A 26,171-nucleotide genomic window follows, 5' to 3' on the forward strand; every position below is an offset into this window, starting at 1 on the left:
TCTCCGTCTAGTGATGTATGTAATGAAGCCATCGTAGCGCCGGGCTGCTGGAAAAAAAATGGAGGAAAGCGCATAAAACTTGTACTATTTCGACAGTCCTCCACTTTTCCAGCCCGCCCCGCCCATGCCCCGCCAAGCAAAACCCGTCCTGCCCGAGGTTCCCCAGTTCGGCCTGTACGGCGAGCAAACACGGGGCAACAGCGCCGAATTCGTGCACATCGAGCTGATCGAAACGCGCAGCCGGGTGCACCACTGGCACATCGAAAACCATACCCACAGCGGCTTGTTTCAGGTACTTTTCCTGTTCGGCGGAGAGGTCCGCGCCAGCATCAACGGCGCCGTCTGGGAATGCGCCGCGCCGGCCGCCATCACCATCCATCCTTCGGTGGTGCATGGCTTCGACTTCTCGGCCGAGGCGCACGGCTACGTGCTGACGGTGGACCAGAACGTGCTGTTCGCGGCCGGAGGCAGCCATGGCGACCTGTATTCGCCGCTGTTCGTGGAGCCGCTGGCGCTCGACCTGGCCAGCGCGCCGGAATGCGCGCGGCTCGAACCGCTGCTGCGGCATCTGCTGGAGGAAGCGGCCTGGCCGCAGTATGGGCACACGCTGATGCTGGAATGGCTGGCGCGCAGCGCCCTGCTGCTGCTGGTGCGCCTGCATGCGGAGCGCCGCTTTGCCGACCAGTCCGGCCGCAGCGACTTTGAACTGTTCAGCCGCTTCCGCGCCGAAGTGGAGCAGCACTACAAGGAGCAGTGGCAGGTGGGCCAGTATGCCGAGGCGCTGCGGGCCACGCCGACACGGCTCAACCGCCTGTGCCTCAAGCTGTCCGGAAAATCGGCGTTCGACATCACCCAGGACAGGCTGATGCTGGAAGCGTGCCGCAAGCTGACCTATCTCCCCGCCAGCATCGCCAGCATCGCCTACGAGCTGGGCTTCCAGGATCCGGCCTACTTCAGCCGCCTGTTCAAAAAACGCATGGGATTGACGCCCAAGGCCTTCCGGGCCGGCTGAACACGGCAACCACCACCTACAGCAAGGCGTTCAGCTCGACCTGGATCTTGATCAGCGCCGGCAGGCAGCGCTCCACCATCTGCTCCAGCGGCATGCGGCCGGCATGCACGCTGATGTTCATCGCCGCCACGATCTCGCCGCGGAAATTCTTCAGCGGCACGGCCATGGTGCGCAAGCCCAGCTCCAGCTCCTGGTCCACCAGCGCGTAGCCCTGGGCGCGCACGCGCGCCAGCTCCAGCGCCAGGCGTTCCTTGTTGACGATGGTGTGCTCGGTGATGCGCTCGGGCTGGGCGCGCGCCAGGAAGGCGTCGATCTGCGGCTGCGGCAGGTGCGCCAGCAGCACGCGGCCATTCGCGGTGCAGTAGGCCGGCACCCGGGTGCCCGGCTGCAGCGTGACCGACACCAGCTGCCCGGCGCTGACGGCGGCCACGCACACCAGCTGGTCGTGATCGAGCACGCCGGCCGATGCCGCCTCGCCCAGCGAATAGGCCAGCCGGTACAGCAAGGGCTGCACGATGCGCGGCAGGCGCGCCGAGTGCAGGTAGGACTGGCCCAGCCGCAGCACCATGGGCGTCAGCGCGAACTGCTTGTTCTCGTGCCGCATATAGCCCAGGTGCGTCAGCGTGATCAGGTAGCGGCGCGCCGCCGCCCGCGTCAGGCCGGTGCGCTCGGCCACCTCGGCGATGGTCAGCCGGCTGCGCTCCTGGTCGAAGGCGGCTATCACCTGCAAGCCTTTTTCCAGGCCGGCCACCATGTCGCGCTTGGCCGGCAATTCGTCTGCTGTGTCCATAGATAAGATATTTGCTGGTTTGTGCGAGTATCGCACAAATCGGGCGCATAGCGAATTTCACCCGACGTGGGCGCCTTGTGGCGCCGCGCCGCCTTTCATAACATAAACGGCACAACAAACCACTGGAGGCCTGCCTTGCAATTCGATGCCATCGCGCCCGGCGTGTACCCGGAGCTGATCTATCCGCCCTACAAATCCACCCTGAAGCGCGGCCCCACCCAGCCGCTGCTGCGCATCCGCGCCGGGCAGCCGGTGCAGGACAATCTGCTGCCTTCGCCGCGCATCCTGCTGCCCAACGATATGGACCTGACGGCGCACGGCGACGGCGAGCCGCTGGGCGAAAAGATCGTCGTCACCGGCCGCGTGGTCGATGAAGACGGCAAACCGGTGCGCAACTCGCTGCTGGAAGTCTGGCAGTGCAACGCCGCCGGCCGCTACCGCCACAAGCGCGACCAGCACAATGCGCCGCTGGACCCCAACTTCAACGGCTGGGGCAAGATGATGACCGACGACGACGGCCGCTACCGCTTTGTCACCATCAAGCCCGGCCCCTACCCGTGGGGCAACCACGACAAGGCCTGGCGCCCGGCCCACATCCATTTTTCCCTGTTCGGCAATGTCTACGCGCAGCGCCTGGTCACGCAGATGTACTTCCCCAGCGACCCGCTGTTCGACTACGACCCGATTTTCCAGAGCATCCCGGACCTGGACGCGCGCCAGCGCCTGATTTCCCGCTACAGCCTGGAGTACACCGACAGCGACAAGATGCTGGGCTATGAATTCGATATCGTGCTGCGCGGCCGCCACGCCACGCCCATGGGCATTTAAAGGAGCAACGCATGACTAACCTCGTGACCGGGATTACCACCTCGCAAACCATCGGTCCCTTCTCGCACGAAGCCTGGCAGTGGGCGGTCGACGCCAGCGCCGCCGGCCAGCTGGAAACCGCGGCCGCCACCATCACCATCAGCGGCGCCATCTACGACGGCGACGGCGTGCCCGTGAACGACGCCCAGATCGAAGCCTGGCAGCCGGAGGCGGCGGGCGCCGAGGCGGCGCAGGCGCTGCCCGGCTTCCGCCGCGTGCCCAGCGGCGAACAGGGCGAATTCAGCCTGCGCCTGTCGCAGTGCGCGGCGCCGGCCAGCGGCGCGCCGGCCACCTTCATCACCGTGTTCGCGCGCGGCCTGGTCAAGCACCAGTTCAGCGCCGTGTTCCTGGAGGACGACACCGGCCTGGCGCAGTCGGCGATACTGCAGCAGGTGCCGGCCGAACGGCGCCACACCCTGATCGCGCGCAAGACCGCGCCCGGGGTCTATCATTGGGACATCTGGATGCAGTCCGATAAGGAAACCGCATTCTTCGACTATGTCTGACCTGGCAGCGGGGTTCCCTTGAGCGTATCCATTTTCGATAGTTTCCTCACCACGCCGGACATGATCGCCGTGTTCGACGACGCGGCCATCGTGCAGGCCATGCTGCGCTTCGAGCAGGCGCTGGCGCAGGCGCAGGCCGAAACAGGCATGCTGCCGCCGGCCACCGCGCGCGCCATTGCCAGCGTATGCAACGCGCAGCTGTACGACATCCCGGCCATCGTCACCGCCGGCCGGCGCGCCGGCAGCCTGGCGATCCCGCTGGTGCGCGAGCTGACCCGCGCGGTGGCGCTGTACGACGCCGAGGCGGCCGCGCGCGTGCACTGGGGCAGCACCAGCCAGGACGTGATCGACACCGCCATGGTGCTGGCCACGCGCGACGCGCTGCAGTTGCTGGACGACGGCCTGCACGACCTGTGCGGCCGCCTGTTGCAGCTGGCGGAGCGGCACGTGGACACGCCGGTGCTGGCGCGCACGCTGATGCAGCCGGCGCAGGTCAGCAGTTTCGGTTTCAAGGCGGCCGGCTGGCTGGCGCCGCTGGCGCGCGCGCGCGCCCGCCTGCGCGAATGCGCCGCGCGCGCGCTGCAGCTGCAGCTGGGCGGCGCGGTCGGGACGCTGGCTGTGATGGGCGAGCAAGGCGCGGCCGTGGCGGCGCTGGTGGCCGCCGATCTTGGCCTGAAGCTGGCCGACGCCGCCTGGCACACGCAGCGCGACGAGTGGGTGCGCCTGGGGCTGGAGGTGGCGGTACTGACCGGCAGCATGGGCAAGATCGCCACCGACATCAGCCTGATGGCGCAAGGCGAGATCGCCGAGCTGGCGGAGCCGTCCGGCAATGGCCGTGGCGGTTCGTCCGCCATGCCGCACAAGCGCAACCCGGTATCGGCCATGATCGCGCTGGCGGCAGCCACCCGCACGCCGCAGCACGGCGCGGCGCTGCTGGCCAGCATGGGCCAGCAGCATGAGCGCGGCCTGGGCAACTGGCAGGCCGAACTGGCCGAATGGCCAGGCATGTTCCTCAGCGCGCACGGCGCCCTGCAAGCGCTGAACGACGCCTTCGCCGGCCTGCAGGTGGACCCGGCGCGCATGCTGCGCAATATCGACGCCCTGCAGGGGCTGGTGTTCGCGGAGTCGGCGTCGGCCTGGCTGGCGGCCGGCATCGGCCGCCCTGCCGCCCACAGCCTGCTGGAGAACATGAGCGCGCAGGCCGTTGCCGGCGGGCGCCACCTGGCCGAAGTGCTGGCCGATGCGGTGCAGGCCGACGCCGCCCTGCGCCGGCAGGTCGACCCGGCCGCGCTGGCGGCGCTGTTCGACCCGGCCACTGCGGCAGAGCCGGCCCGGCGGCTGGCGCAGCAGCAGTTGCACACGCTGCGCAACGATATCGCCGCCTTGAACGCCGCCCCTTTCCATGACAGCACCAATCACAGGATGAATACATGAGTTTCGATCCCATCGACCACGACTTCGAACGTGGGCTGAACAACCGCCGCGCCATCCTCGGCGACGCCTGGGTCGAGCGTTCGCTGGCCAACGCCAACAGCTTCAACGCGGACTTCCAGAACCTGATCACGCGCTTTGCCTGGAACGAGATCTGGGGCCGGCCCGGCCTGGAGCAGAAGACCCGCCGCGCCGTCGTCCTCGCCATCACCATCGCCCTGGGCCGCTGGGAAGAGTTCGAGCTGCACGCGCGCGCCGCGCTGCTGGGCGGCGCGGAAGACCGCCTGTCGCCGGACGAACTGAAGGAAGTGCTGATACAGTCGGCCATCTACGCCGGCGTACCCGCCGCCAACACCGCCTTCTCCCACGCGCAGGCCATCCTGCGCGAAGTCGGGCCGCAGATCGGCTATGTGCTGGAACCGGCGGCGCCAGCCGCCGCCAGCCATCCGGGCGTGGGCCGCGAGGGCCGCAGCGCCGGCCAGCCGCCTCTGCACTACACGGTGCGCGCCCCGCGCAGCGGCAAGGCGCCGCGCCATACCGTGGTGCTGAGCCACGCGCTGGGCTGCGACCTGACCATGTGGGACGCGCTGGCCAATGAGCTGGCCGCCGACTGCCGCGTGATCGCCTACGACCACCGGGGCCACGGCAGCTCGGCCGCGCCGGACGGCTTGTACTCCATGGCAGACCTGGCCGACGACGCCGCCGCCCTGCTGCGCGAACTCGATACCGGGCCGGTGGTCTGGATAGGCGTGTCCATGGGCGGCATGGTGGGCCAGGAACTGGCGCTACGCCATCCGGCGCTGGTGCGCGCGCTGGTGCTGGCCAACACCACCTCGGGCTATCCCGACGCGGCGCGCGAGGTGTGGCGCCAGCGCATCGCCACCGTGCGCGCGCAAGGCATCGAAGCCATCGCCGACGCGGTAATGGGCCGCTACTTCCATGACGGCTTCCGCAGCGCGCAGGCGGCCACCGTGGCACGCTTCCGGCGCCGCGTGGTCAGCACGGACGTGCAAGGCTATATCGGCTGCTGCAACGCGGTCGGCACGGTCGATACCACGGCGCGGCTGGCGGGAATCGCGGCGCCGGTTCTGGTGGTTGCGGGAGAACTGGACCAGGGCACGCCGCCGGAAATGGCGCGCACCCTGGCGGCCGCCGTGCCGGGGGCGCAGCTGCTGGTGCTGGAACAGGCCTCGCACCTTGCCTGCATCGAACAGCCGCAGGCCTTCGAACAGGCGGTGCGCGGCTTTATGACCGGACTTTGAAGGATTTCCCTACAGCATCTTTCGCACACCCCACGGGCAGCGCGTGTTGTTCCCTATGGCAATATCTCGTTGCAAGCGCTACTATGCTTGCAACACTATGTTACATAAGGGGGACGCATCATGCTGCAAAGGCTACGCACCATTACTATCGCCAAGAAACTAGGTCTCCTGATCGCCAGCGCCATGCTGGGCACGGTGCTGCTCGCCGCCATGCTGCTGTGGTCCGAACGCACCCTGATCCGGGAGGAGCGGCAAGCGGTGGTGAAACAGCAGGTGGAAACCGTGCACGGCCTGCTGGTGCACTATCAGCACCTCGTCGAGCAGAAGCAGTTGTCCAGCGACGCCGCGAAGCAGCAGGCGATCGCCGCCATCAAGTCCCTGCGCTACAACGGCGAGGAATACTTCTGGATCAACGACATGCATCCGCGCATGATCATGCATCCCACCAAACCCGCGCTGGACGGCAAGGACCTCACCGCCAACGCCGACCCCAACGGCTTGCACCTGTTCGTCGAATTCGTCAACACGGTCAAGGCCAGCGGCGGCGGCTTCGTGTTCTACATGTGGCCCAAACCCGGCAGCGACACGCCGCAGCAGAAGGTTTCCTACGTCAAGGGCTTCGCGCCATGGGGCTGGATCGTCGGCTCCGGGGTCTACCTCGACACCGTCAACCAGACCGTGCTGGAACGCCTGCTGGCGTTTTCGCTCGGCACGCTGCTGCTGGCCGGCCTGCTGCTGGGCCTGGGACTGCTGATCGGGCGCGGCGTGCTGCAACAGCTGGGCGGCGAACCGGACCATGCGTCCCGCATCGTGCGCCAGATCGCCGAAGGCGACCTGAGCGTGCCGGTCGCCACCCGCCGCGGCGACAACAGCAGCCTGCTGTTCGCCATGGGCGAAATGCGCAACAGCCTGCAGCGCATGGTCGGCCAGGTGCGCAGCGGCGTGGACACCATCGCGGCGGCATCCGGCCGCATCTCCACCGGCAACCAGGACTTGTCGATGCGCACAGAGCAGCAAGCCCGCTCGCTGGAGCAGACCGCCGCGTCGATGGCGCAGTTGACGGCCACCGTGGAACAGAACGCGGGCCACGCGCAGCGCGCCCATGAGCTGGCGGCGACCGCTTCGGACGTCGCCACCAGGGGCGGCGCCGTGGTGGCGCAGGTGATCGACACCATGGGCGCCATCAACGACTCGGCGCGCAAGGTGGTGGACATCATCGCCGTCATCGACAGCATCGCGTTCCAGACCAATATCCTGGCCCTGAACGCGGCGGTGGAGGCGGCGCGCGCCGGAGAACAGGGGCGCGGTTTTGCGGTGGTCGCCTCCGAGGTGCGCAACCTGGCGCAGCGCAGCGCGGCGGCGGCCAAGGAAATCAAGGGCCTGATCGGCGACTCGACGCAGCGGGTCGATGCCGGCAGCAGACTGGTGACCGAGGCCGGCGCCACCATGACCGAGATCGTGACCAGCATCGGCCGCGTGACCGGCATCATCAGCGAGATCAGCGGCGCCAGCCGGGAACAGACCATCGGCCTGCAGCGCATCAACCAGGCCGTTACGCAGATGGAGCAAGTCACGCAGCACAACGCGGCGCTGGTGGAGGAAGCGGCCACCGCCTCGGTGGCGATGCAGGAACAGGCGCAGCACCTGGCGCAGGTGGCCGGCATGTTCAAGCTGGAGGAAGACCAGCGCAGCGCCGCGCCGGCGCGGCGCCTGCTGGCGGGCTGACGCGGCGCGGCGCGCGCCGGGCCGCACCCCACCGGCACGCCTGCGCGCCTATACGCCCGGGTCGCGCACTTTCTCTGCCTGGTCGAACTCCACGTTGTACCACGCCGTGCCGCTTTGTTCGGCGCGGCGGATATACACGGTCTGCACGATGTCGCGCGTGGCGGCGTCGATGCTGACCGGGCCGCGCACGCTGGTCCAGGCCATGCCCTTCATGGCAGCCAAGAGCTTGTCGCCGTTGCTGTCGCCCTTGGTCTGCTTCAACGCCTGGTACAGCAAATGCATGCCGTCGTACGCGCCGACCGAATGGAAGTTGGGCCGCATACCCTTGTTCGCCTTGCCGAACGCCTCCACGTAAGCCTTGTTCTCGACCGACGGATGGGCCGCCGAGTAGTGATGGCTGCTGACCACGCCGGCGGCGGCCGGGCCGATGCTGGCCATCAGGTCGTCGTCCAGCACGTCGCCGGTGCAGATCAGGCGGATGCCGGCGGCGGCCAGCCCGCGCTCGGTGAACTGCTTGAGCACGGCGGCGCCCTCGCCCGACGGCACAAACACGAACAGCGCGTCCGGCTTCAAGTCCTTCACGCGCGCCAGGAACGGCGCGTAGTCCGGGTTGCGCAGCGGCGCGCGCAGGCTGTCCGCCACCTTGCCGCCGCCTTCGCCGAAGTCCTTCACGAACACTTTCTCCGCGTCCAGGCCCGGTCCGTAGTCGCTCACCAGCGTGACCACGTTGCGGATCTTGTTCCTGGCGGCCCACTGCGCCATCGGCGCCGTCACCTGCGCCAGCGTGAAGCCGGTGCGCACGATGTAGGGGGAACGCTGCGGTATCACCGAGGTGGCGGCCGCCATCACGATCATCGGCACCTTGGCCTGCGTGGCCACCGGCGCGGCGGCAAAGGCCAGCGGCGTCAGCCCGAAGCCGGCCAGCACCTGCACCTTGTCGCGTGACACCAGCTCCTGCGCCAGGCGCTTGGTCACGTCCGGCGCCACGCCGCCGTCGTCCTTGAGCAGGATCTCGACCGGACGGCCGGCCACGCTGGCGCCGTTCTGCTGCAGGTAGAGCTTCACCGCGGCCTCGATCTGGCGGCCGGTGGAGGCGAACGGGCCAGACATCGGCACGATCAGGCCTATCTTCAGCGGCTCCGCAGCGGCGGCTGGCACCGCGGGCAGCACGCCGGCCGACAAGGCGGCCGCGCCCAGCAGCAGCTGGCGGCGCTGGTGATTGATATTTTCTGGCATGGTGTCTCCTCGTTACAGGTTATAGGTTATAGGTTATAGGTCCAGCAGCAGCGTGGCCGTCTTGGAACGGGAACAACAGGGGGTAAACTGGTCGTTGGCGGCCTGCTCGGATTCGTCCAGATACAGGTCGCGGTGGTCCGGCACGCCGTCCAGCACGCGCGTCAGGCAGGTGCCGCACACGCCCTGCTCGCAGGAGGCGGGAATGAAGACGCCTGCATCGGTCAGCACGCGCAGCACGGTGCTGCCGGCAGGTATGGCGTACACCTTGCCGCTCGAGGCCAGCTTCACGTCGAAGGGCTGGTCGCCTTCGGCGGCCTGCGCCTCCGCCATCCCGGCGCCGGCGCCAAAGTACTCCAGGTGCAGCTGTTCCTGCGGCCAGCCGTGCGCCTTGGCCGTGGCTTTCACGTAGTCGATGAATCCGGCCGGGCCGCACAGGTAGATGCGGGTGCGCCGGTCCAACGTCGCCAGCAGCGCGGGTAAATCCAGCTTCTGCGCGGCCTCGCCGCTGTCGTAGTGGAAATGCACCTGCGGCGCGAACGGCGCGGCGGCGATGCGCGCGCGGAACGCGGCGCGTTCCGGCGAGCGCGCGCAGTAATGCATCTCGAAGGCGGCGCCCTGGGCCGACAGCGCTTCCGCCATCGCCAGGATGGGCGTCACCCCGATGCCGCCCGCCAGCAATAGGCTGCCTGGCGCTTCGGCCAGCGCAAAATGGTTCTTCGGGGCGCTGATGCGCAGCGTGGCGCCGGCGTGGATCTCGTCATGCATGGCTTTCGAGCCGCCGCGCGAATTCGGGTCGCGCAGCACGCCGATCAGGTAGCGGTGGCGCTCGTGCGGCGGATTGCACAGCGAGTACTGGCGTACCAGGCCGGCCACGCCGGTGTGCACGTCGATATGGGCGCCGGCGGTAAAGGGCGGCAGCGGCGCGCCGTCCGCGCTTACCAGCTCATAGCTGCAGATGTCCTCCGCTTCCTGGTGCTTGCGCTCGACGCGGACCTGAAGGAGCCCGGTGTTCATGCGGCCTGCTCCTGCTGACGCTCCTTCTTCTCCTCCCGCTCCAGCCACTGGTCCAGCAGGCGGCGCGACTGCACGCCGCCTGCGTCGATGTTCAGCATCAGCAGCTTGCGCTCCGGGTGGCGCAGGATGTTGGCCTGCTGCAGCTCCAGCATCTGCTGGTCCTCGGCGAAGATCTTGCCCTGGCCTTCGCGTATGGTGGCCGTCAGCTCCTTGTCCTCCGGCTTGAAGTTGCGCGCCATGCCCCAGAAGTACCAGTGCGACGTCTCGGTTTCGGGCGTGATGAAGTCGACCACGATGCTGGAGGCCTTGTGCTCCGGCGCGGCGTTGTAGCCGCCCTTGCCCGCGTGCGCCACGCCCACCTCGATCATCACGTGGCTGGGCGGCGTGAAGCGGCACACCTGCCAGCGGTCCACCGGCACGTCGTCGGCCAGGCCGTTGCCGCGCAACGCGGCGCGCCAGAACGGCGGCGCCATGATGTTCTCCATGTAGCGGCTGGTGACCACCTGCTCGCCCTCGACCCGGGTGCTGACCGACGCCTCGTCGATCTCCTTCTGGCCGATGCTCGACGCATGCACATAGGTTTCGTGCGTCAGGTCCATCAGGTTGTCTATCATCAACCGGTATTCGCAGTTGATGTGATACAGGCCGCCGCCATAGGCCCACTCGGGATTGTCGGCCCACTCCAGGTGGTGAATCAGGGCCGGATCGGCCAGTTCGCGCTCGCCGGTCCACACCCAGATGAAGCCGTAGCGCTCTTCCACCGGATAGCTGCGGATGCACGGGAAGCCGCGCACGCGCTGGCCCGGCATGCTGATCACCTTGCCGTCGCAGCCCATCTCCAGGCCGTGGTAGCCGCACACCAGCTGGCCGTCGCGCACGAAGCCGAGCGACAGCGGCGCGCCGCGGTGCGGGCAGAAGTCCTCCACCGCCGCCACCTTGCCGCCGGCGCCGCGGTAAAACACGATCTTCTCGCCACAGATCTGGCGTCCCAGCGGCTTGCCGTCGATTTCGTCCGGGGTACAAGCCACGTACCAGGTATTTTTCGGGTACATCTCGTCTCCTTGTCTGTTTTTGATATTCAGTGCACTGAATGTTGTAAAGTATAGACCGGAAACCGGAGAAGTAAACACCCGGCTTGAAATCTTTTTTACGGTACGCCATGCCAGAAACCGAAAGCAAACTGATAGACCTGTACGAACATCCTGGCCACTTGCTGCGCCGCGCGCAGCAGATCTCGGTGTCGATTTTTTACGACGAAATGGGCAGCGAACTCACGCCGGTGCAGTACGCCATGCTGCGCAACCTGGAGCGCCATCCGGGCATCGACCAGGTAACGCTGTCGGCCGCCAGCGGCATCGATACCTCGACCGGCGCCACGGTGTGCGCGCGGCTGGCGGAAAAGGGCCTGCTGACGCGCACCGTGATCCCCACCAACCGCCGCCAGCGCGCGCTCGCCATCACGCCGGCCGGCGAGCAGCTGCTGGCCGACCTGATCCCCGGCTCGCAGCGCCTGCGGCGGCGCCTGCTGGCCCCCCTCAGCGGCCCGGAACAGCTGCAATTCATGGAGCTGCTGACCAAGCTGGTGCAGGAAAACAACGAACAAAGCCGCGCACCGCTGGCAGCGCGCGACAGTTGATGCAAGGGCCGATTCCGGCGCGCTGATTCTGGTGCAATATAGGTGGGCCGCAACGCAGTTCTCACATACAAAGGAGACACCATGAAACGTTCCCGCCTCGCCCCCCTCACCCGCATCACCGGCCTGGCCGGCGCTTTGCTGCTGGCCGCCGCGCTGCCCGCGTCCGCGCAAAACGCCACCAAGGCCGACGCCGTCGCCCTGGTGGACAAGGCCGTGGCCAACATCCAAAAAAAGGGTATCGAGGAGGCCTGCAAGGACTTCGCCGATCCCAAGGGCGGATATATCCAGGGCGACCTGTACGTGTTCGTGCAGGACGCGCAGATGATGATGGTGTGCCACGCCACCACGCCCCGCATGAACGGCAAGGACATGTCGCAGCTGAAGGACGCCGACGGCAAGCAGTTCGTGCAGCAGATGCGGGAAGTGGCCCAGTCCAAGAAACCCGGCTGGGTCGACTATGTCTGGGTCAATCCCGTTACCAAGGCGCTGGAAAGCAAGACTTCCTATATCCGCCAGGCCGAGGATAAATACACCGTCGGCGCCGGCATCTACAAGCCCAAATAATCCAGTCCCGGCCGGCGGCGGCGCGTCAGGCCACCGCCACCAGCCGGTCCAGCTGGTCGCCGTCGGCCAGCAGGCTGGCGCTGTCCGAGTCGTGCACGATGCGGCCCCGGTCCAGCACGATGGCGCGCTGCGTCAGCGACAGCGCCAGCCGCGCGTGCTGTTCCACCACGATCACCGACATGCCCTCCTCCCGCACCAGCTGGCGGATCACCCGCACCAGCTCCTGCACGATGATGGGCGCCAGCCCCTCCATTGGTTCGTCCAGCAGCAGGATGCGCGGATTGGTCATCAGCGCGCGCGCGATGGCCACCATCTGCTGCTCGCCGCCGGAGAGCTGGTTGCCCATGTTGGCGCGGCGCTCGAACAGGCGCGGGAACAGCTGGTAGATCTTCTGCAGGTTCCACGGGCCGGAACGCGCCACCACCGTCAAGTGCTCCTCCACCGTCAGCGAGGGGAACATATGCCGCTCCTGCGGCACCCAGCCCAGGCCCGCGCGGGCGCGGCGGTAGGTGGGCATGCGCGCGATGTCGGCGCCGGCCCAGCGGATGGCGCCGCCGTGCAGCCGCGTCAATCCCATCAGCGTCACCAACAGGCTGGTTTTGCCCACCCCGTTGCGACCCAGCAGCGCCAGGCTGTCGCCCTCGTTCAGCGCAAACGATACTTCTTCCAGCACGATGGATTCGCCGTAACCGGCCGTGACCTTATCGAGCGCCAGCAATTCAGCCATGTTCGGCCTCCCCCAGGTAGACTTCCTTGACGCGCGGGTCGGCCGCGATTTCCGCCGGCGTGCCCTCGGTCAGCACTTTGCCGCCCACCATGACCGTGATGCGGTCGGCGAAGCGGAACACCAGTCCCATGTCGTGCTCGATGAACAGCACCGTCACGTCGCGCGGCAGCTGGGCCAGCACCTCGAACAGCTCCTTGCTCTCCGCCTGCGGAATGCCGGCCGCCGGTTCGTCCAGCAGCAGGATGCGCGGCTTGGTGGCCAGCGCCAGGGCGATCTCCACCAGGCGCTGCTTGCCGTAGGCCATGCTGCGCGTGACGCTGTTGGCCTGGTCGGCCAGCTTGAGCGCGGCCAGCAGGGCCATGGCTTCGTCGATCACGTCGGTCAGGCTGGCCACGGTCTTGTACCAGACCGACTGCAGGCCGCGCCGTTCGCAGATCGCCAGCGCCACCGACTCCAGCACCGTCATGCCGGCGAACAGGGTGTTGAGCTGGAAGGTGCGCGTCATGCCGCGCTGCACCCGCTGGTGCTGCGGCAGCTGCGTAATGTCCTCGCCGCCCAGGTAGACCTTGCCGCCGCTGGGCATCAGGCCGCCCGTCAGCAGATTGATGAAGGTGGTCTTGCCGGCGCCGTTGGGGCCGATCAGCGCGTGGCGCGCGCCCGGCGCGAAGGTCAGGCTCACATCGCTGTTGGCGGCGAAGGCGCCCCAGCGCTTGCTCAGGCCTTCGGTGCGCAGCGTGATGTCGGCGCTCATGTTCGTGCTCATGTTCGTGCTCATGTTCGTGCTCATGTTCGTCTCCATGCTCATGGCTGCTCCTTGCGTGTAAAACGGGCGGCCAGTTTTTCCAGCCCGCCCAGGATGCCGCCGCGCGCGAATAGCACGATGGCCACCAGCAGCAGGCCGATGTAGAACTGCCAGTAGGCCGGATTGAGGCCGGAGATATAGTCCTGCGCCAGCATGAACACGGCGGCGCCGATCAGCGCGCCGTACAGGCGTCCGGTGCCGCCCAGCACCAGCATGATGAGCAGCTCGGCCGAACGCGGGAAGCCCAGCGAATCCAGGCCCACGAACTGGGTGGTCTGCGCCAGCAGCGCGCCGGCCAGGCCGGCCACCGTGGCGCCCAGCGTGAACACGGCCGCCAGCCGGCGGTTGACGTTGACGCCCAGCGCAGGCATGCGGCGCGCGCCCTCGCGGATGCCGATCAGGCTCAGGCCGAACGGCGACTTCACCACCCGGCGCAGCAGCACGAACACGATGAACAGCACGGCCAGGCTGTAACAGAAGGCCACGTTGCCGTTCAGGTCGAACTCGAACACGCCGAACAGTTTGCCGACCACCATGCCGGACAGGCCGTCCACGCCGCCGGTGAGGAAGGAGGCCTTGTTGGCCGCCTCGAACAGCATCAAGCCGATGCCCAGGGTGACCATCAGGCGCGTCAGGTCCTGGCCGCGCACCACCAGGAAGGACATGACGAAGCCGGCCAGCCCCGCCACCGCGGCGCCGGCCAGCAGGCCGCTGAACGGCTCGCTCCAGCCGTGCACCGACAGCAGCCCGGCGGTGTAGGCGCCCAGCCCGAAGAAGGCGGCGTGGCCCAGCGAGACGATGCCGGCGTAGCCCAGCAGCAGATCGAGCGACAGCGCGAACAGGCCGATGATCATGATCTGGCTGATCAGCACCAGGTAGCCGGGGAAGGCGAAGTAGGCGGCTACCGGCAGCAGCCAGAAGGCGACTTCCAGCGCCGTCCAGCGGTCGTTGGGCAAACGGAGCGGGTTCATATTTTTTGCATTCATGTTCTGCGTGTTCTGCACCTGTTCGGTAGCGGCGGGCGCCGGTTTGACGGCGGCTTGCGCGAAGGCGTTCATGCTTTCCTCCTGATCAGGCCTGCGGGGAACAGGATCAGCAGCACCACCATCAAGCCGTAGATGACGAAGGCGCCCACCTGCGGCACGTAGTATTTCCCGGCCACGTCGAACACGCCCAGTATCAGCGCCGCCAGCAGCGGCCCCTTGATGGTGCCGGCGCCGCCCACGGCCACCACCAGCAGGAAGTAGACCATGTATTTGAGCGGGAACGTGGGGTCCAGGCCCAGCACGTCGATACCGAGGCCGCCGCCCAGGCCAGCCAGGCCGGAGCCGAGCGCGAAGGTCAGGCTGAACACCATGCCGACATTGATGCCCAGGCCGGCGGAGGCGGTCTGGTTGTCCACCGCCGCGCGGATCTGCGCGCCGAAGCGGGTGCGCTCGATCAGCAGTCCCAGCGCCAGCGTGACCAGCACCACCACCCCGATCAGGAACAGGCGGTAGGCGCCCACTTCCAGCCCAAGCAGCGGCACCTGCCCGCGCAGCCAGTCCGGCAGGGTCACCGGCTGCTGCGTGGGGCCGAACAGCCAGGTGGCGCCGGCCACCGACATGAAGGTCAGGCCGATGGAGAACAGCACCTGGTCCAGGTGGCTGGCCTGGTACAGGCGGCGGTACAGCAGCCGCTCCAGCACCAGCCCGGCCACGGCGGAGGCCAGGAAGGCCAGCGGCAGCGAGGCCAGGAAGGGCACGCCCAGGCGCGCCAGCACGGTCACGCTGACATAGCCGCCCAGCATGGCGAAGGCGCCGTGGGCCAGGTTAATGAAGTTCATCATGCCCATCGTGACCGACAGGCCGACACTGATAAGGAATAGCAGGCTGCCGTAGGCGATGCCGTCAAATAGTACGCCGGCGAAGTTGGCTAGCATGTCGGCCTCCTGCTTAGGTATCCGCTTAGGTATCCGTCTAGGTATACGCTGAGGTAATCTTGATTCATCTTGTCTCCATGTGCGATTATCGCACTTATGATTGTTTATCGCACACTCAGTTTAGCAACGCCCTCTCGCCGAGGTCAACAAAAAAACGCCTATCGAATCCGCCGTCTGGATTAGAATCACGCCATGCCCAAGACTACCAAACTCATTGCCGGCGAGCCGAGCCCGGAATCTGATCATCAGCCGGAGCAGCAGCGCGAGCCCACCATCTCCGAGCAGATCGACGCGCTCACCGATCCCAGCTTCATGACCTCGCTGGCGCGCGGCCTGGCCGTGCTGCAGGCCTTCAGCGATTCGCGCAAGCCGCAAACCATCGCCAACATCAGCCAGAAGACCGGCATTCCGCGCGCCGCCGTGCGGCGCTGCCTGCACACGCTGCGCGAGCTGGGCTACGTGGACGCGGAGCTGAACAACTTTTCGCTGCGCCCCAAGGTGCTCACGCTGGGCTACTCCTACCTGTCGTCGACGCCGCTGACGGTGTCGGCCCAGCCCTACCTGAACAGCATCAGCCGCACCCTGAACGAATCGAGTTCGCTGGCGGTGCTGGACGAGGGCGAAGTGCTGTACGTGGCGCGCGCCGCCACGTCGCGCGTGATGTCGGTGGCGCTCAATACCGGCAGCCGCCTGCCAGCTTACTGCACTTCGCTGGGCCGCGTGATGCTGGCGCACCTGCCGCCCAAGGAACTGGACCACTACCTGGCCACCACCCGCCTGCGGCCGATGACCGAGAACACGGTGGTGAACCAGAAGCGCCTGCGCGAAATCCTGGCCGGCGTGCGCCAGGCCGGCTACGCCATCAACGACGAGGAACTGGAACTGGGGCTGCGTTCCATCGCGGTGCCGGTGCGCGGCGCATCCGGCACGGTGCTGGCGGCGCTCAACGTCGGCGCGCAGGCCTCGCGCGTCAGCGTGCAGCAGCTGGAGCAGGAGTTCCTGCCCGTGCTGCTGCGCGGCGCCCAGGAACTCTCGATACTGCTGCCTTAGGCGTGTCAGAAGTGGTGGCGCAGGCCAGCCATCACGCCGTTCTGCGTCATCCCCGCGCCCACGGTGCCGCCCGCATCGAGCGCCACGGCGGAGGTCCCGGAATTCTTCATGCGGCCCAGCGCGCCGTACACCGCGGTGCGCTTGGACAGGAAGTACGTCATGCGGCCCACCAGCATGCTCACGTCCGAAGCGCTGCGCTTGGTGTCGCGGCGCGCCACCTGCACGTCGAAGGTGGCCAGCGGCGTGACCGGGTAGCTCAGGCCGAGGTAGTACAGGTCCGACTCGCTCAGGCCCGTGGCGGCGCGCGTGCTGCGGTCCACCACCCCGGCGCCGATCTTGGCCTGCCCCACTTTCACATAGCCGTTCACGGTGATGCGCTTGTCGCTGTTGCCGCTGCTGGTCAGGCCGCCGGCCGCGCCGGTGTTCCCGTACAGGATGTCGTAGGAGGCGTTCAGGCCGTAGTCCGCCGCCTCATAGCCGAACAGGCCGGTGACCTGGCGGCAGGCCTTGGAATTGCCGGCCGCCTCGCCCGGGCAGTTGGTGGCGGCCGGGCCGCCGGCGGCCGACGCGTCGCGCCCGGTGCTGTAGGTGGCGCCCACCACGAAGTTGTTGAAATTGCCCAGGTAGCCCACGGCGTTGTCGCTGCGCGCGTTCGGCAGATAGGCGTCGATGCTGCCGATGGCGAACAGGTTCGGACCCAGCACGTCCGCCTTGATCATCGCCAGATAGGTCATGTTGATCTGGCGGCCCAAGGTCACGGTGCCGAAGGCGCCCTTCAGGCCCACCGAAGCCTGGCGGCCGAAGATGCGGTTGCCCTGCCCCATGGCGCCGGTGTCCAGCGACAGCCCGGTCTCCAGCGTGAACACGGCCTGCAGGCCGCCGCCCAGGTCCTCGGTGCCGCGAAAGCCCACGCGCGACGGGAAGGAACCGGTCAGCGACGGCATCTTGGTCATGTTGCCGCCGGCGGCGTTGACGTTGGTGGTGTACACCAGGCCTGTATCCACCAGGCCGTACACCGTGACATTGCTTTGCGCCATGGCAGCGGATGCCCCCGCACCGGCCAGCAGCGCCGCAGCGCATCGGATTGCTTTCTTCATTCCAGTCTCCAGTATTGTTTTGGTACTTCGTTTTGATACTCACCGATGAAATGTTCGATCACCGCACATTCGCTTGTTAATCGCACATATATTGGATACTATGGATCAGGCGGGACACTGTCAACAACTACATAAAGGAGACCAGCATGACGATCAAGAAACTTGTACCAATTGCGACACTTGCAGCCACCGCCTGGTGCGCCATGCCGCTGGCGCAGGCACAGGACACCATCAAGGTGGGCGTGATCGCCGCCTTCTCCGGTCCTTTCGCCGATTACGGCAAGCAGATGGAGGGCGGCATCAAGGCCTGGATGGCGCAGAACGGCGCCACCGTCGCGGGCAAGAAGGTGGAGATCATCCTCAAGGACACCACCGGCCCCGCGCCCGAGATCGCCAAGCGGCTGGCGCAGGAACTGGTGGTGCGCGACAAGGTGGACTTCCTGGCCGGCTTCGGCCTGACGCCGGAGGCGCTGGCGGTCGCGCCCATCGCCGAGCAGGCGAAGAAGCCGATGATCATCATGAACGCCGCCACCTCGGTGATCACCACCAAGTCCAACTACATCGCGCGCTTTTCGATGACGCTGCCGCAGGTCTCGGCGCCGATGGCAACCTGGGCGGCGAAGAACGGCATCAAGAAAGTGGTGACGCTGGTGGCCGACTACGGCCCGGGCATCGACGCCGAAGCGGCCTTCAAGAACGAGCTGGTGAAAGGCGGCGGCACGGTCACCGAGGCGATCCGCGTACCGCTGCGCAATCCGGAATTCGCGCCCTACATCCAGCGCATCAAGGACGCCAAGCCGGACGCGGTGTTCATCTTCGTGCCGGCCGGCGAGCAAAGCATCGCCTTCATGAAGGGCTACCGCGAACGCGGCCTGGCGGCGGCCGGCATCAAGGTAATCGCCACCGGCGACCTGACCGACGACCACGTGTTGCCCGCCATGGGCGACGCCACCCTGGGCGTGATCACCACCTTCCATTATTCGGCGGCGCACAAGTCGCCCGAGAACGCGGCCTTCCTGAAAAGCTTCGCGGCGGCCAACCCCAGCGGCGGGCGGCCCAACTTCATGGCCGTGGCGGCGTACGACGGCATGGCCGCCATCTATGAGGTGGCGCGCAAGCTGAACGGCAAGATCGACGGCGACCAGGCCATGGCCATCCTGAAGAACATGCGCCTCAACAGCCCGCGCGGCCCGATCTCCATCGATCCGGCCACGCGCGACATCGTGCAGACGGTCTACGTGCGCAAGGTTGAGAAGGTCGGCAACGAGGTCTACAACATCGAGTTCGACCAGTTCGCCGAGCAGAAGGATCCGGGCAAGTAAGGCCCGGCGCGCCGCGTGCACATTATTTGCAGCTGAAGTTCGCTGCATCCTCGATGCTGCCGCTGCCGCTGTACTTCGCCACCTGCGGATAAGGGCACAGCGGCCGGGTGCGCGTGGCGGACCAGGAAGCCGGCAGTTCGGCATTGGCGCCGCCTGCATTGCCGGCGCCGCGCACGCCGGCCACCACCCGCTCCGGCGCCTGGCCTTTCTCGACCCAGTTGACCAGCGGCGTCAGCATGTCGAACTGGTCGGCCGCCGGGCCGCCGGAGCAGTGGTTCATGCCCGGCACCCGGAAGAATCGCGCGAAGCCGGAGGCGTCGCCGCCGTTCGCGGCGCGCAGATTGTCGTACCACGCGGTGGTGTCGTCGCTGGAGAAGATCGCATCGCTGGTGCCGTGGTAGACCATCATCTTGGCGCCCCGGTTCTTGATGGCGCTGTAGTCGGCCAGGTGCGGCGGCAGCATGAAGGACAGCGCGCTCTCCGTGTAGATGGCGTCGGTCGCGGCGACCTGCGCCAGGAGCGTGTCGATATTGGAGCTCAACGCGAACGCCGCGCCGTTGAAGGTGGCCGGGTCCACCGGAGGCACTTTCCAGATCATCGCCACCGCGCCCGAGTCCAGCTGCAAGGGACTGAAGAACTTCCAGAACGCCCAGTTGCCGGCGCCCAGGCCCGCATCGTACGGGAAGCTGGAATAGAATTTGGCGCCACTGCCGGTGACGGCGCCCGAGAACAGCCGCCCGATCACCGTCTTTTGCGCCGCGCTGAGGCAGCTCCCGTCGCGGCCCTGCGCACCGCACACCGGCACGTCGCGCTCCAGGCTGAAGGCGGCCTGGCAGGCGGCGGTATCCTGCACCAGCCCGTCCGTGGCGCCGTCGAGCGCATCGCACTTGCCCAGCACCGCATTCGACACCAGCGCGCGCTCGGCCGCCGTAAAGCCGGTGCCCAGGTCGCCCGGCGTGGTGGCCAGCGACGCGTAAGCCTGGCCGCCGGCGATATTGGCGATGGCCGCCAGCGGCAGCCGGAAGCCGGGATTGCCAACCAGGTAGCCGTCGAACTGCTCGCCGTAGCGCGCCGCCGCCACCATGGTGTGGCGCCCGCCGTTGGAGCAGCCGCCGAAATAGGAACGGTCCGGCCCTTTGCCGTAGGCGGTCTGGATCACGCTCTTGGCCATGGGCGCCAGCTTGCCCGAGGCCTGGTAGCCGTAATCCAGCCGCGCCTGCGGATCGAGGCCGAACAGGGGCGTGGCCGCGCCGTGCCCGGCGTCGGAACTGATGACGGCGAAGCCCTGGTTCAGCGCGTTGTCCAGCGCCCCGCCGCCGCCCACTTCGCCCACCGCCGTGACCACGGCGCCGTCAAGGCCGCCGTTGGCCTGGTAGAAGAAGCGGCCGTTCCAGTCCACCGGCAGGCGCATCTCGAATCCGATCGCGTAGCTCTTGCCGTCCACCGGGCTGACACGCTGGTGCATCGCGCCCTTGACCAGGCAATGCGCCGGCACCGGCTTGCCGGCCACCGTCAGCACGCCTGCCGCCACCGGCGCGGCGCTGGCGATGGCCGTGTTGGGATAGTTGATCTTGCCGGCCAAATCGGCGCAGGAGGCCAGCTTGGCGCCGCTGGCCGCGCTCATCTGCGGCAGCGTCGCCGCGCCGCCGGGAGCGGCGCCGCCACTATGGCTGCCGCAGGCGCCCAGGGTGCCCAAAGCCGCTGCCGCCAGGCCGAGCGCGGCCAGCGGCGCGCCTTTCGGGTTGCGTCGTTCGATGGTCATGGCGGTTCTCCTCAGTTAGGGCTGACGTCGCGCAGCACGGCGATCGGTTCGTTCACCAGCTTGCCGTTGACCTTTTTCACCTCGCGGATGTACATGTTCTGCACGATGTCGCGCGTGGCAGGGTCGATGCTGATCGGGCCGCGCGGACTGTCTCGCTTCATCCCGGCCAGCACCTGCATGGCCTTGTCGCCGCTGACCGTGCCGCCCAGCGTGCGGATGGTTTCATAGATCATGCCCATGGTGTCGTAGGCCGCCACGGTGACGAAGGTGGCCGGAGGACGGCCCGGATTGGCCGCCGCATAGGCTTTCAGGAAGGCCTTGTTGGCCTCGTTGTCCAGCGTGGGGGCGTAGTTCAGCACCGTCACCGCACCCAGCGCGCGGTCGCCCAGCGCGTCCAGCGTCGGCGTTTCGCTGGTCATGTCGCCCACGCCGAGGAACTTGATGCCGGCCTTGTCCAGCCCCTTGTCGCTGAAGGCCTTCAGCAGGCCGACGCCGTCCTCCACGCCAGGCGCGAAGAAGAACAGCGCGTCCGGCTTTTCATCCTTGATGCGCTGGATGAAGGGCGAATAGTCGGGATTGGCCAGCGGCACCCGCGCCGTGCCCACCACCTTGCCGCCGCCGGCGCTGAAGGTCTTGCTGAAGCGCGCCTCGGCGTCCAGCCCGGTGCTGTAGTCGCTCACCAGGGTGTACACCTTGCCGATCTTGTTCTTGGCGGTCCAGTCGCCGAACGGGCCGGTCATCTGGTGCATCGTCATGCTGGTGCGCAGCATGTAGGGCGATTTGGCGGTGATGCCGTTGGTGACGGCGTTCATCACGATCATCGGCATCTTGGCCTGGGTGGCGATGGGCGCCACCGCCAGGGCGCTCGGGGTGAGCGAAAAACCGACCAGGAAACTGACGCGGTCGCGCGTGATGAGCTCCTGCGCCGCCCGCTTGGAATGGTCGACGTTGGTGCCGCCGTCGTCGCGGTAGATGATTTCGATCTTCTTGCCTGCCACCTTGTCGCCGTATTGCTGCATATAGGTCTTGATGCCGTCCTCGAACGGCTTGCCGGTGTTGGCGAACGGCCCGGTGAGCGCCGCGATGACGCCGATGCGGATGGTGTCCTGGGCCTGGGCCGGGCTGGCGGCCAGCATGGCCGTGCATGCGGTTGTAAACGCGGTAGCGAATGCGGTACGGAACGCGGTAGCGATTGCGGCGGTCTTCATCGTGTCTCCTCGATGGGTGGAAGGTTTTTCGGATTTTAGTTATGTTTTATAATGATTATAGGCTATACGCATTTTCGCCACATTGCAAGCTTTTGGATGGCCGGCGTGCGGCATCTTTGCTAGAATCGGGACATGACCAAGCAGCCCAAGAAGAAACTCGAACTGATCGACGCCGTCCAGGAGGCGGCGGAGCAGCCGCTGGACCAGAGCACCCTGTCGGGCCTGGTGGGCTACAACTGCCGGCGCGCCTATATCAACATCCTGCCGCTGTTTGAAAAGCGCATGGCGAAGTACCAGCTGCGGCCGGTGGATTTCAGTGTTCTGAGCCTGCTCAAGGCGAACCCCAACATCAACCAGAAACGGCTGTCGGACGCGGTGAATGTGTCGCCGCCGAACCTGGCCATCCTGCTGGACAGGCTGCAGGAACGCGGCTTGCTGCTGCGCCAGCGCAGCCCCCTGGACCGGCGCTCGCAGACGCTGGCGCTGACCCCCGCAGGCCTGAGCATGTGCACCAAGGCGGAAAAGACAGCCAGCGAGCTGGAAATGGACGCCACGTCCGCGCTCACCGACGACGAGCGCGCGCAGCTGATCCGGCTGCTGCAGAAGATCTACATGCAGTGATTTATTCCTGGCCCTGCTGCAGTTTCTTCATGCGGTAGGACAGCTGCGGCCGCGTGATGCCCAGCGTGCGCGCCGCCGCCGACAGGTTGCCCTCGGCCCGCTTCACCGCCGCCAGTATCAGCGTGCTTTCCAGGTGGTCCAGCGACCATTCCTGCCCCTGCTCCGGCGCCTGCTGGCGCAGCATGGCCGGCAGCACATCGAGCAAGGCGCCGCCCGACGCCGCCTGCGCCTCCGCCTGCGCCGTTTCCGGCGCGCCGTGACTGGTCAACCGCCCGGTCTGCGCCAGCGAGAAGTAGGACGTCTGCGCTTCCTCGCCGCTGGTGAACAGGTGCGGCAGGTCGATCGGACCGTCCTCGTCGGCGTAGATGACGCCGCGCTCCACCAGGTTTTGCAGCTCGCGGATATTGCCCGGGAAATGGTAGTTGAGCAACGCGTCGACCGCGCGCGCGGTGAAGCCGGTGACGCGGCGCTGGTGCTTTTGGCCGTAGTGGCGCATGAAATAGCCCATCAGCAGCGGGATGTCATCGCGCCGCTCGCGCAGCGGCGGCAGGCGGATGGGGAACACGTTCAGGCGGAAGAACAGGTCTTCGCGGAAGCGGCCCAGGCGCACCTCCTCGCGCAAGTCGACATTGGTGGCCGCCACCAGCCGCACGTCCACCTTCACGCTGCGCACGCCGCCCACCCGCTCGATCTCGCCCTCCTGCAGCGCGCGCAGCAGCTTGCCCTGCGCCACCAGGCTGAGGGTGCCTATCTCGTCCAGGAACAGCGTGCCGCCGGAGGCGCGCTCGAAGCGGCCGGGCCGTGACTGGCTGGCCCCGGTGAAGGCGCCCCGCTCCACGCCGAACAGTTCGGACTCGATCAACGTTTCCGGGATCGCCGCGCAATTGACCGCCACGAAGGGCTGCTCCTTGCGGGAGCCGATCTGGTGCAGCATGTAGGCGAACAGCTCCTTGCCCACACCCGACTCGCCGGTGAACAGCACCGTGGCGGCGGTGGGCGCCACCCGCTTGAGCATATGGCAGGCCGCGTTGAAGGCCGATGACACGCCCACCATCTCCTTCTCGCCGTAGGTGCGCCCGTCGTCGCCCGGCAGCTCGGCCGCCTGCTGGTGCTGGCCCGGGCCGCCGTAGGCGGTGGTGCTGACGAACGATTCCGCGTTCAGGAAGCGCAGGTCCTCCTCCACGTTGTCCCATTCGTCGGCCGGCTTGCCGATCAGGCGGCAGTGCTTGTGGCCCATGGCGGTGCATTCGATCTCGCGGTAGACGGTCAGCCGCCCTATCATCGCGCTGGTATAGCCGATGGCGTAGCCGGTCTGCATCCAGCATGCCGGCGCGGTGCCGATGCCGAAATCGGCCATGTGCACCTCGGCCTCGCTGGAGTGGTGCCACAGGAATTCGCCGTGGTAGGTGCCGCGCTCGAAGTCGAATTCGAAATGCACCGGCTCCACCTTGACCGCGCCTTCCAGCGAATGCATGCGGGGCCCGGCCGCGAACAGCGAGCCCGGCTCGGCCTCCGGCCAGCGCTCGCGCAGCAGCTGCGCGTCGCGCGCGCCGGCCGAATAGCCCACCCGCGTCAACAGGCCGCGCGTACGTTCGGCGCCTATGCTCTCCAGCAGCTCGCGCCGCAGCGCGCCCAGCGAGGTGGTATGCAGCAGCTGCATGCGCTGGCCGTTGAGCCAGATGCGGCCGTCGCCCGGCGAGAAGTGCAGGCTTTGCGTCAGGTCTTCCAGCGAGGGCGCCGCGCCGGCGCTCAGGTGCTGGCTGTCGCCGTGCTGCAGCATCTTGCCGGTGGCGCGCGATACCTCCGCCAGCGATACGCGATGGGGTTTGCTCATGTCTCCGCCTTGTTTGTCTTTCACCAAATCATACATCGGTATTCCTCCCATTTGATCATTTCATCAATCGGCCGGGCGCCTCTTCCTTTGCTGCGCCGCGCCACGCCGGCCCCGGAACGGCGCCATCTTCATAGCGCGCCGGCCGTGTGCTGCGCCGCAGCGGCGCCGTGTTGCGGCGAGCTGGCACGCAACTTGTAATAGCTAAGGCAAGAGCGGCAAGCGGACCTGGATGCAACTTGTGTGCTAACGAGCGCAAACAGGCCGACTTCCCCACCACCCATCAACGACAGGAGACAGCATGACTGACGCTAATGCGCTTTTGCGCCCCGCCGTCTGGCAGGACCGCATCTTCAACGGCGACTGGATCGCCGCCCACGGCGGCGCCCACACTTTCACCGAACCCGCCACCGGCGAACAGCTGGGCCGCGTCGGCCTGGCCAACGCCGACGACGTGGCGCGCGCCGCCGGCCAGGCGCGCGCCGCCCAGCCGGCATGGGCCGCCAGCGACTACAAGGAACGCGCCGCCATCTTCCGCCGCGCCGCCGCCGTCATCGCCGAGCACCACGACGAACTGGCTACCTGGATCGTGCGCGAAACCGGCGCCATCCGCCCCAAGGCCGACCTGGAACTGCGCGAGGCCGGCGCCCACCTGCAGGAAGCGGCCGCCATGCTGACCCAGCCCAAGGGCCAGCTGCTGGCCTCCGCCGCCGGCCAGATGAGCATTGCGCGGCGCGTGCCGCACGGCGTGGTGGGCGTGATCTCGCCGTTCAACTTCCCGCTGATCCTGTCGATCCGCTCGATCGCGCCGGCCCTGGCCACCGGCAACGCCGTGGTGCACAAGCCCGATCTGCAAACCCCCATCAGCGGCGGCGTGCTGATCGCCCGCGTATTCGAAGCGGCCGGCCTGCCCAAGGGCGTGCTGCAGGTGCTGCCCGGCGCCGCCGAGGCGGGCCAGGCCATGTGCAGCCATCCCGACATCGCCATGATCGCCTTCACCGGCTCCACCGCCGTGGGCCGCAGCATCGGCGAGCTGGCCGGGCGCAACCTGAAGAAGATGTCGCTGGAACTGGGCGGCAAGAATTCGCTGATCGTGCTGGACGACGCCGATCCCGACCTCGCCGCCGCCAACGTGGCCTGGGGCGCCTATCTGCACCAGGGCCAGATCTGCATGGCCTCAGGCCGCATCCTGCTCCAGCGCGGCATCGCCGACGCCGTCATCGAACGCGTGGTGGCCAAGGCCAAGGCGCTGCCGGTGGGCGACCCGATGAGCGGCCGGGTGGCGCTCGGCCCCCTGATCAACCCGCGCCAGGTGCAGCGCCTGCACGCCATCGTCGAGGACAGCGTGGCGGCCGGCGCCACGCTGCTGGCCGGCGGCAGCTATGAGCGCCAGTTCTACCAGCCCACCGTGCTGGCCAACGTGCGGCCCGGAATGCGCTGCTTCGAGGAAGAGCTGTTCGGCCCCGTGGCCTCGGTCACCGTTTTCGACACCGACCAGGAAGCCATCGCGCTGGCTTCGGCCACCACCGGCTGCCTGGCGCTGGGCGTGATCTCGCCGTCGCTGGCGCGCGCCATGTTCATCGCCGACCAGGTGCCGGCCGGCCACGTCCACATCAACGACCAGACCGTGCTGGCCGAGGCGCATGCGCCCTTCGGCGGCGGCGGCACTTCGGGCAACGGCGGCCGCCACGGCGGCACGTCCGACTGGGACGAGTTCACCCAGTGGCAGTGGATGACGGTGAAAACCGAAGCGCCGCGCTACCCGTTCTGAACCACTGACCACACCA

The 26,171-nt window shown here is 67.4% G+C and carries 24 protein-coding genes; 12 read left to right on the forward strand and 12 right to left on the reverse strand.

What is annotated here, in order from left to right; all coding sequences use genetic code 11:
• Nucleotides 1-124: 124 nt before the first annotated feature.
• A complete protein-coding gene (locus AC56DV_RS32385; RefSeq protein WP_496318306.1) occupies nt 125-1,012 on the forward strand; it encodes a helix-turn-helix domain-containing protein in 888 nt (295 codons plus the stop codon).
• A 16-nt stretch (nt 1,013-1,028) separates the two neighbouring features.
• Here the strand turns inward: AC56DV_RS32385 and AC56DV_RS32390 are convergent, their stop codons facing one another.
• Entirely contained in the window at nt 1,029-1,802 is a 774-nt protein-coding gene (locus AC56DV_RS32390) for an IclR family transcriptional regulator domain-containing protein (protein ID WP_496318307.1), read from the reverse strand.
• A gap of 135 nt (nt 1,803-1,937) precedes the next feature.
• Between AC56DV_RS32390 and pcaH the strand changes: the two genes are divergently transcribed.
• The 5 genes from pcaH to AC56DV_RS32415 all read left to right on the forward strand — a co-directional run bounded on the left by pcaH (nt 1,938) and on the right by AC56DV_RS32415 (nt 7,593).
• A complete protein-coding gene (gene pcaH, locus AC56DV_RS32395; RefSeq protein WP_496318308.1) occupies nt 1,938-2,630 on the forward strand; it encodes a protocatechuate 3,4-dioxygenase subunit beta in 693 nt (230 codons plus the stop codon).
• Nucleotides 2,631-2,653: 23 nt separating this feature from the next.
• Complete coding sequence (locus tag AC56DV_RS32400; RefSeq protein WP_496318514.1) at nt 2,654-3,175, forward strand: peptidase associated/transthyretin-like domain-containing protein; 522 nt, start codon at nt 2,654-2,656, stop codon at nt 3,173-3,175.
• A gap of 18 nt (nt 3,176-3,193) precedes the next feature.
• On the forward strand, nt 3,194-4,609 hold the full coding sequence (pcaB, locus tag AC56DV_RS32405) for a 3-carboxy-cis,cis-muconate cycloisomerase (protein WP_496318309.1): 1,416 nt from the start codon (nt 3,194-3,196) through the stop codon (nt 4,607-4,609).
• Nucleotides 4,606-5,868, forward strand: a complete 1,263-nt coding sequence (gene pcaCD, locus AC56DV_RS32410) for a bifunctional 4-carboxymuconolactone decarboxylase/3-oxoadipate enol-lactonase PcaCD (protein ID WP_496318310.1) — start codon at nt 4,606-4,608, stop codon at nt 5,866-5,868. Before pcaB ends, pcaCD begins: the two co-directional genes overlap by 4 nt.
• 120 nt (nt 5,869-5,988) lie before the next feature.
• Entirely contained in the window at nt 5,989-7,593 is a 1,605-nt protein-coding gene (locus AC56DV_RS32415; protein ID WP_496318311.1) for a methyl-accepting chemotaxis protein, read from the forward strand.
• Between the two features lie 48 nt (nt 7,594-7,641).
• Here AC56DV_RS32415 and AC56DV_RS32420 read toward each other — a convergent pair whose 3' ends face one another.
• From AC56DV_RS32420 to AC56DV_RS32430, 3 genes are read right to left on the reverse strand one after another with little or no spacing between them, the layout of a single operon-like run.
• On the reverse strand, nt 7,642-8,829 hold the full coding sequence (locus AC56DV_RS32420) for an ABC transporter substrate-binding protein (protein WP_496318312.1): 1,188 nt from the start codon (nt 8,827-8,829) through the stop codon (nt 7,642-7,644).
• A gap of 33 nt (nt 8,830-8,862) precedes the next feature.
• Nucleotides 8,863-9,843, reverse strand: a complete 981-nt coding sequence (locus AC56DV_RS32425; RefSeq protein ID WP_496318313.1) for a PDR/VanB family oxidoreductase — start codon at nt 9,841-9,843, stop codon at nt 8,863-8,865.
• The gene (locus tag AC56DV_RS32430; RefSeq protein WP_496318314.1) at nt 9,840-10,895 is read right to left on the reverse strand and encodes an aromatic ring-hydroxylating dioxygenase subunit alpha; all 1,056 of its coding nucleotides are present in this window, start codon (nt 10,893-10,895) and stop codon (nt 9,840-9,842) included. The genes AC56DV_RS32425 and AC56DV_RS32430 overlap by 4 nt, the downstream gene beginning before the upstream one ends.
• A 107-nt stretch (nt 10,896-11,002) precedes the next feature.
• On the opposite strand from AC56DV_RS32430, the gene AC56DV_RS32435 reads away from it, so the two are divergent.
• The gene (locus tag AC56DV_RS32435; RefSeq protein WP_496318315.1) at nt 11,003-11,479 is read left to right on the forward strand and encodes a MarR family winged helix-turn-helix transcriptional regulator; all 477 of its coding nucleotides are present in this window, start codon (nt 11,003-11,005) and stop codon (nt 11,477-11,479) included.
• An 81-nt stretch (nt 11,480-11,560) separates the two neighbouring features.
• Complete coding sequence (locus tag AC56DV_RS32440) at nt 11,561-12,043, forward strand: cache domain-containing protein (protein WP_496318316.1); 483 nt, start codon at nt 11,561-11,563, stop codon at nt 12,041-12,043.
• Between the two features lie 25 nt (nt 12,044-12,068).
• Here the strand turns inward: AC56DV_RS32440 and AC56DV_RS32445 are convergent, their stop codons facing one another.
• The 4 genes from AC56DV_RS32445 to AC56DV_RS32460 all read right to left on the reverse strand — a co-directional run bounded on the left by AC56DV_RS32445 (nt 12,069) and on the right by AC56DV_RS32460 (nt 15,493).
• The gene (locus AC56DV_RS32445) at nt 12,069-12,770 is read right to left on the reverse strand and encodes an ABC transporter ATP-binding protein (RefSeq protein ID WP_496318317.1); all 702 of its coding nucleotides are present in this window, start codon (nt 12,768-12,770) and stop codon (nt 12,069-12,071) included.
• Nucleotides 12,763-13,557, reverse strand: coding sequence for an ABC transporter ATP-binding protein (locus AC56DV_RS32450; RefSeq protein ID WP_496318318.1), 795 nt, complete (start codon nt 13,555-13,557; stop codon nt 12,763-12,765). Before AC56DV_RS32450 ends, AC56DV_RS32445 begins: the two co-directional genes overlap by 8 nt.
• 14 nt (nt 13,558-13,571) lie before the next feature.
• A complete protein-coding gene (locus AC56DV_RS32455) occupies nt 13,572-14,558 on the reverse strand; it encodes a branched-chain amino acid ABC transporter permease (RefSeq protein ID WP_496318515.1) in 987 nt (328 codons plus the stop codon).
• A gap of 68 nt (nt 14,559-14,626) precedes the next feature.
• On the reverse strand, nt 14,627-15,493 hold the full coding sequence (locus AC56DV_RS32460; protein ID WP_496318319.1) for a branched-chain amino acid ABC transporter permease: 867 nt from the start codon (nt 15,491-15,493) through the stop codon (nt 14,627-14,629).
• Between the two features lie 192 nt (nt 15,494-15,685).
• Between AC56DV_RS32460 and AC56DV_RS32465 the strand changes: the two genes are divergently transcribed.
• Nucleotides 15,686-16,543: an IclR family transcriptional regulator domain-containing protein gene (locus AC56DV_RS32465; protein WP_496318320.1), complete on the forward strand. Its 858-nt coding sequence runs from the start codon at nt 15,686-15,688 to the stop codon at nt 16,541-16,543.
• 5 nt (nt 16,544-16,548) lie between these two features.
• Here AC56DV_RS32465 and AC56DV_RS32470 read toward each other — a convergent pair whose 3' ends face one another.
• Complete coding sequence (locus AC56DV_RS32470) at nt 16,549-17,640, reverse strand: porin (protein ID WP_496318321.1); 1,092 nt, start codon at nt 17,638-17,640, stop codon at nt 16,549-16,551.
• A 146-nt stretch (nt 17,641-17,786) separates the two neighbouring features.
• Between AC56DV_RS32470 and AC56DV_RS32475 the strand changes: the two genes are divergently transcribed.
• Nucleotides 17,787-18,962: an ABC transporter substrate-binding protein gene (locus AC56DV_RS32475; protein WP_496318322.1), complete on the forward strand. Its 1,176-nt coding sequence runs from the start codon at nt 17,787-17,789 to the stop codon at nt 18,960-18,962.
• Nucleotides 18,963-18,984: 22 nt separating this feature from the next.
• Here AC56DV_RS32475 and AC56DV_RS32480 read toward each other — a convergent pair whose 3' ends face one another.
• Both AC56DV_RS32480 and AC56DV_RS32485 read right to left on the reverse strand, forming a co-directional pair.
• On the reverse strand, nt 18,985-20,724 hold the full coding sequence (locus AC56DV_RS32480) for a tannase/feruloyl esterase family alpha/beta hydrolase (RefSeq protein WP_496318323.1): 1,740 nt from the start codon (nt 20,722-20,724) through the stop codon (nt 18,985-18,987).
• An 11-nt stretch (nt 20,725-20,735) separates the two neighbouring features.
• Entirely contained in the window at nt 20,736-21,932 is a 1,197-nt protein-coding gene (locus tag AC56DV_RS32485; protein WP_496318324.1) for an ABC transporter substrate-binding protein, read from the reverse strand.
• Nucleotides 21,933-22,064: 132 nt separating this feature from the next.
• Between AC56DV_RS32485 and AC56DV_RS32490 the strand changes: the two genes are divergently transcribed.
• Entirely contained in the window at nt 22,065-22,553 is a 489-nt protein-coding gene (locus AC56DV_RS32490) for a MarR family winged helix-turn-helix transcriptional regulator (RefSeq protein WP_496318325.1), read from the forward strand.
• A 1-nt stretch (nt 22,554) separates the two neighbouring features.
• On the opposite strand, the gene AC56DV_RS32495 is transcribed toward AC56DV_RS32490, so the two are convergent.
• Nucleotides 22,555-24,387, reverse strand: a complete 1,833-nt coding sequence (locus AC56DV_RS32495) for a sigma 54-interacting transcriptional regulator (RefSeq protein ID WP_496318326.1) — start codon at nt 24,385-24,387, stop codon at nt 22,555-22,557.
• Nucleotides 24,388-24,685: 298 nt separating this feature from the next.
• Between AC56DV_RS32495 and AC56DV_RS32500 the strand changes: the two genes are divergently transcribed.
• A complete protein-coding gene (locus AC56DV_RS32500) occupies nt 24,686-26,155 on the forward strand; it encodes a benzaldehyde dehydrogenase (RefSeq protein ID WP_496318327.1) in 1,470 nt (489 codons plus the stop codon).
• The last annotated feature ends 16 nt before the right edge of the window (nt 26,156-26,171 follow it).

It is taken from the genome of Massilia sp. BGA-UO-ETr-WB1 (assembly GCF_059567845.1).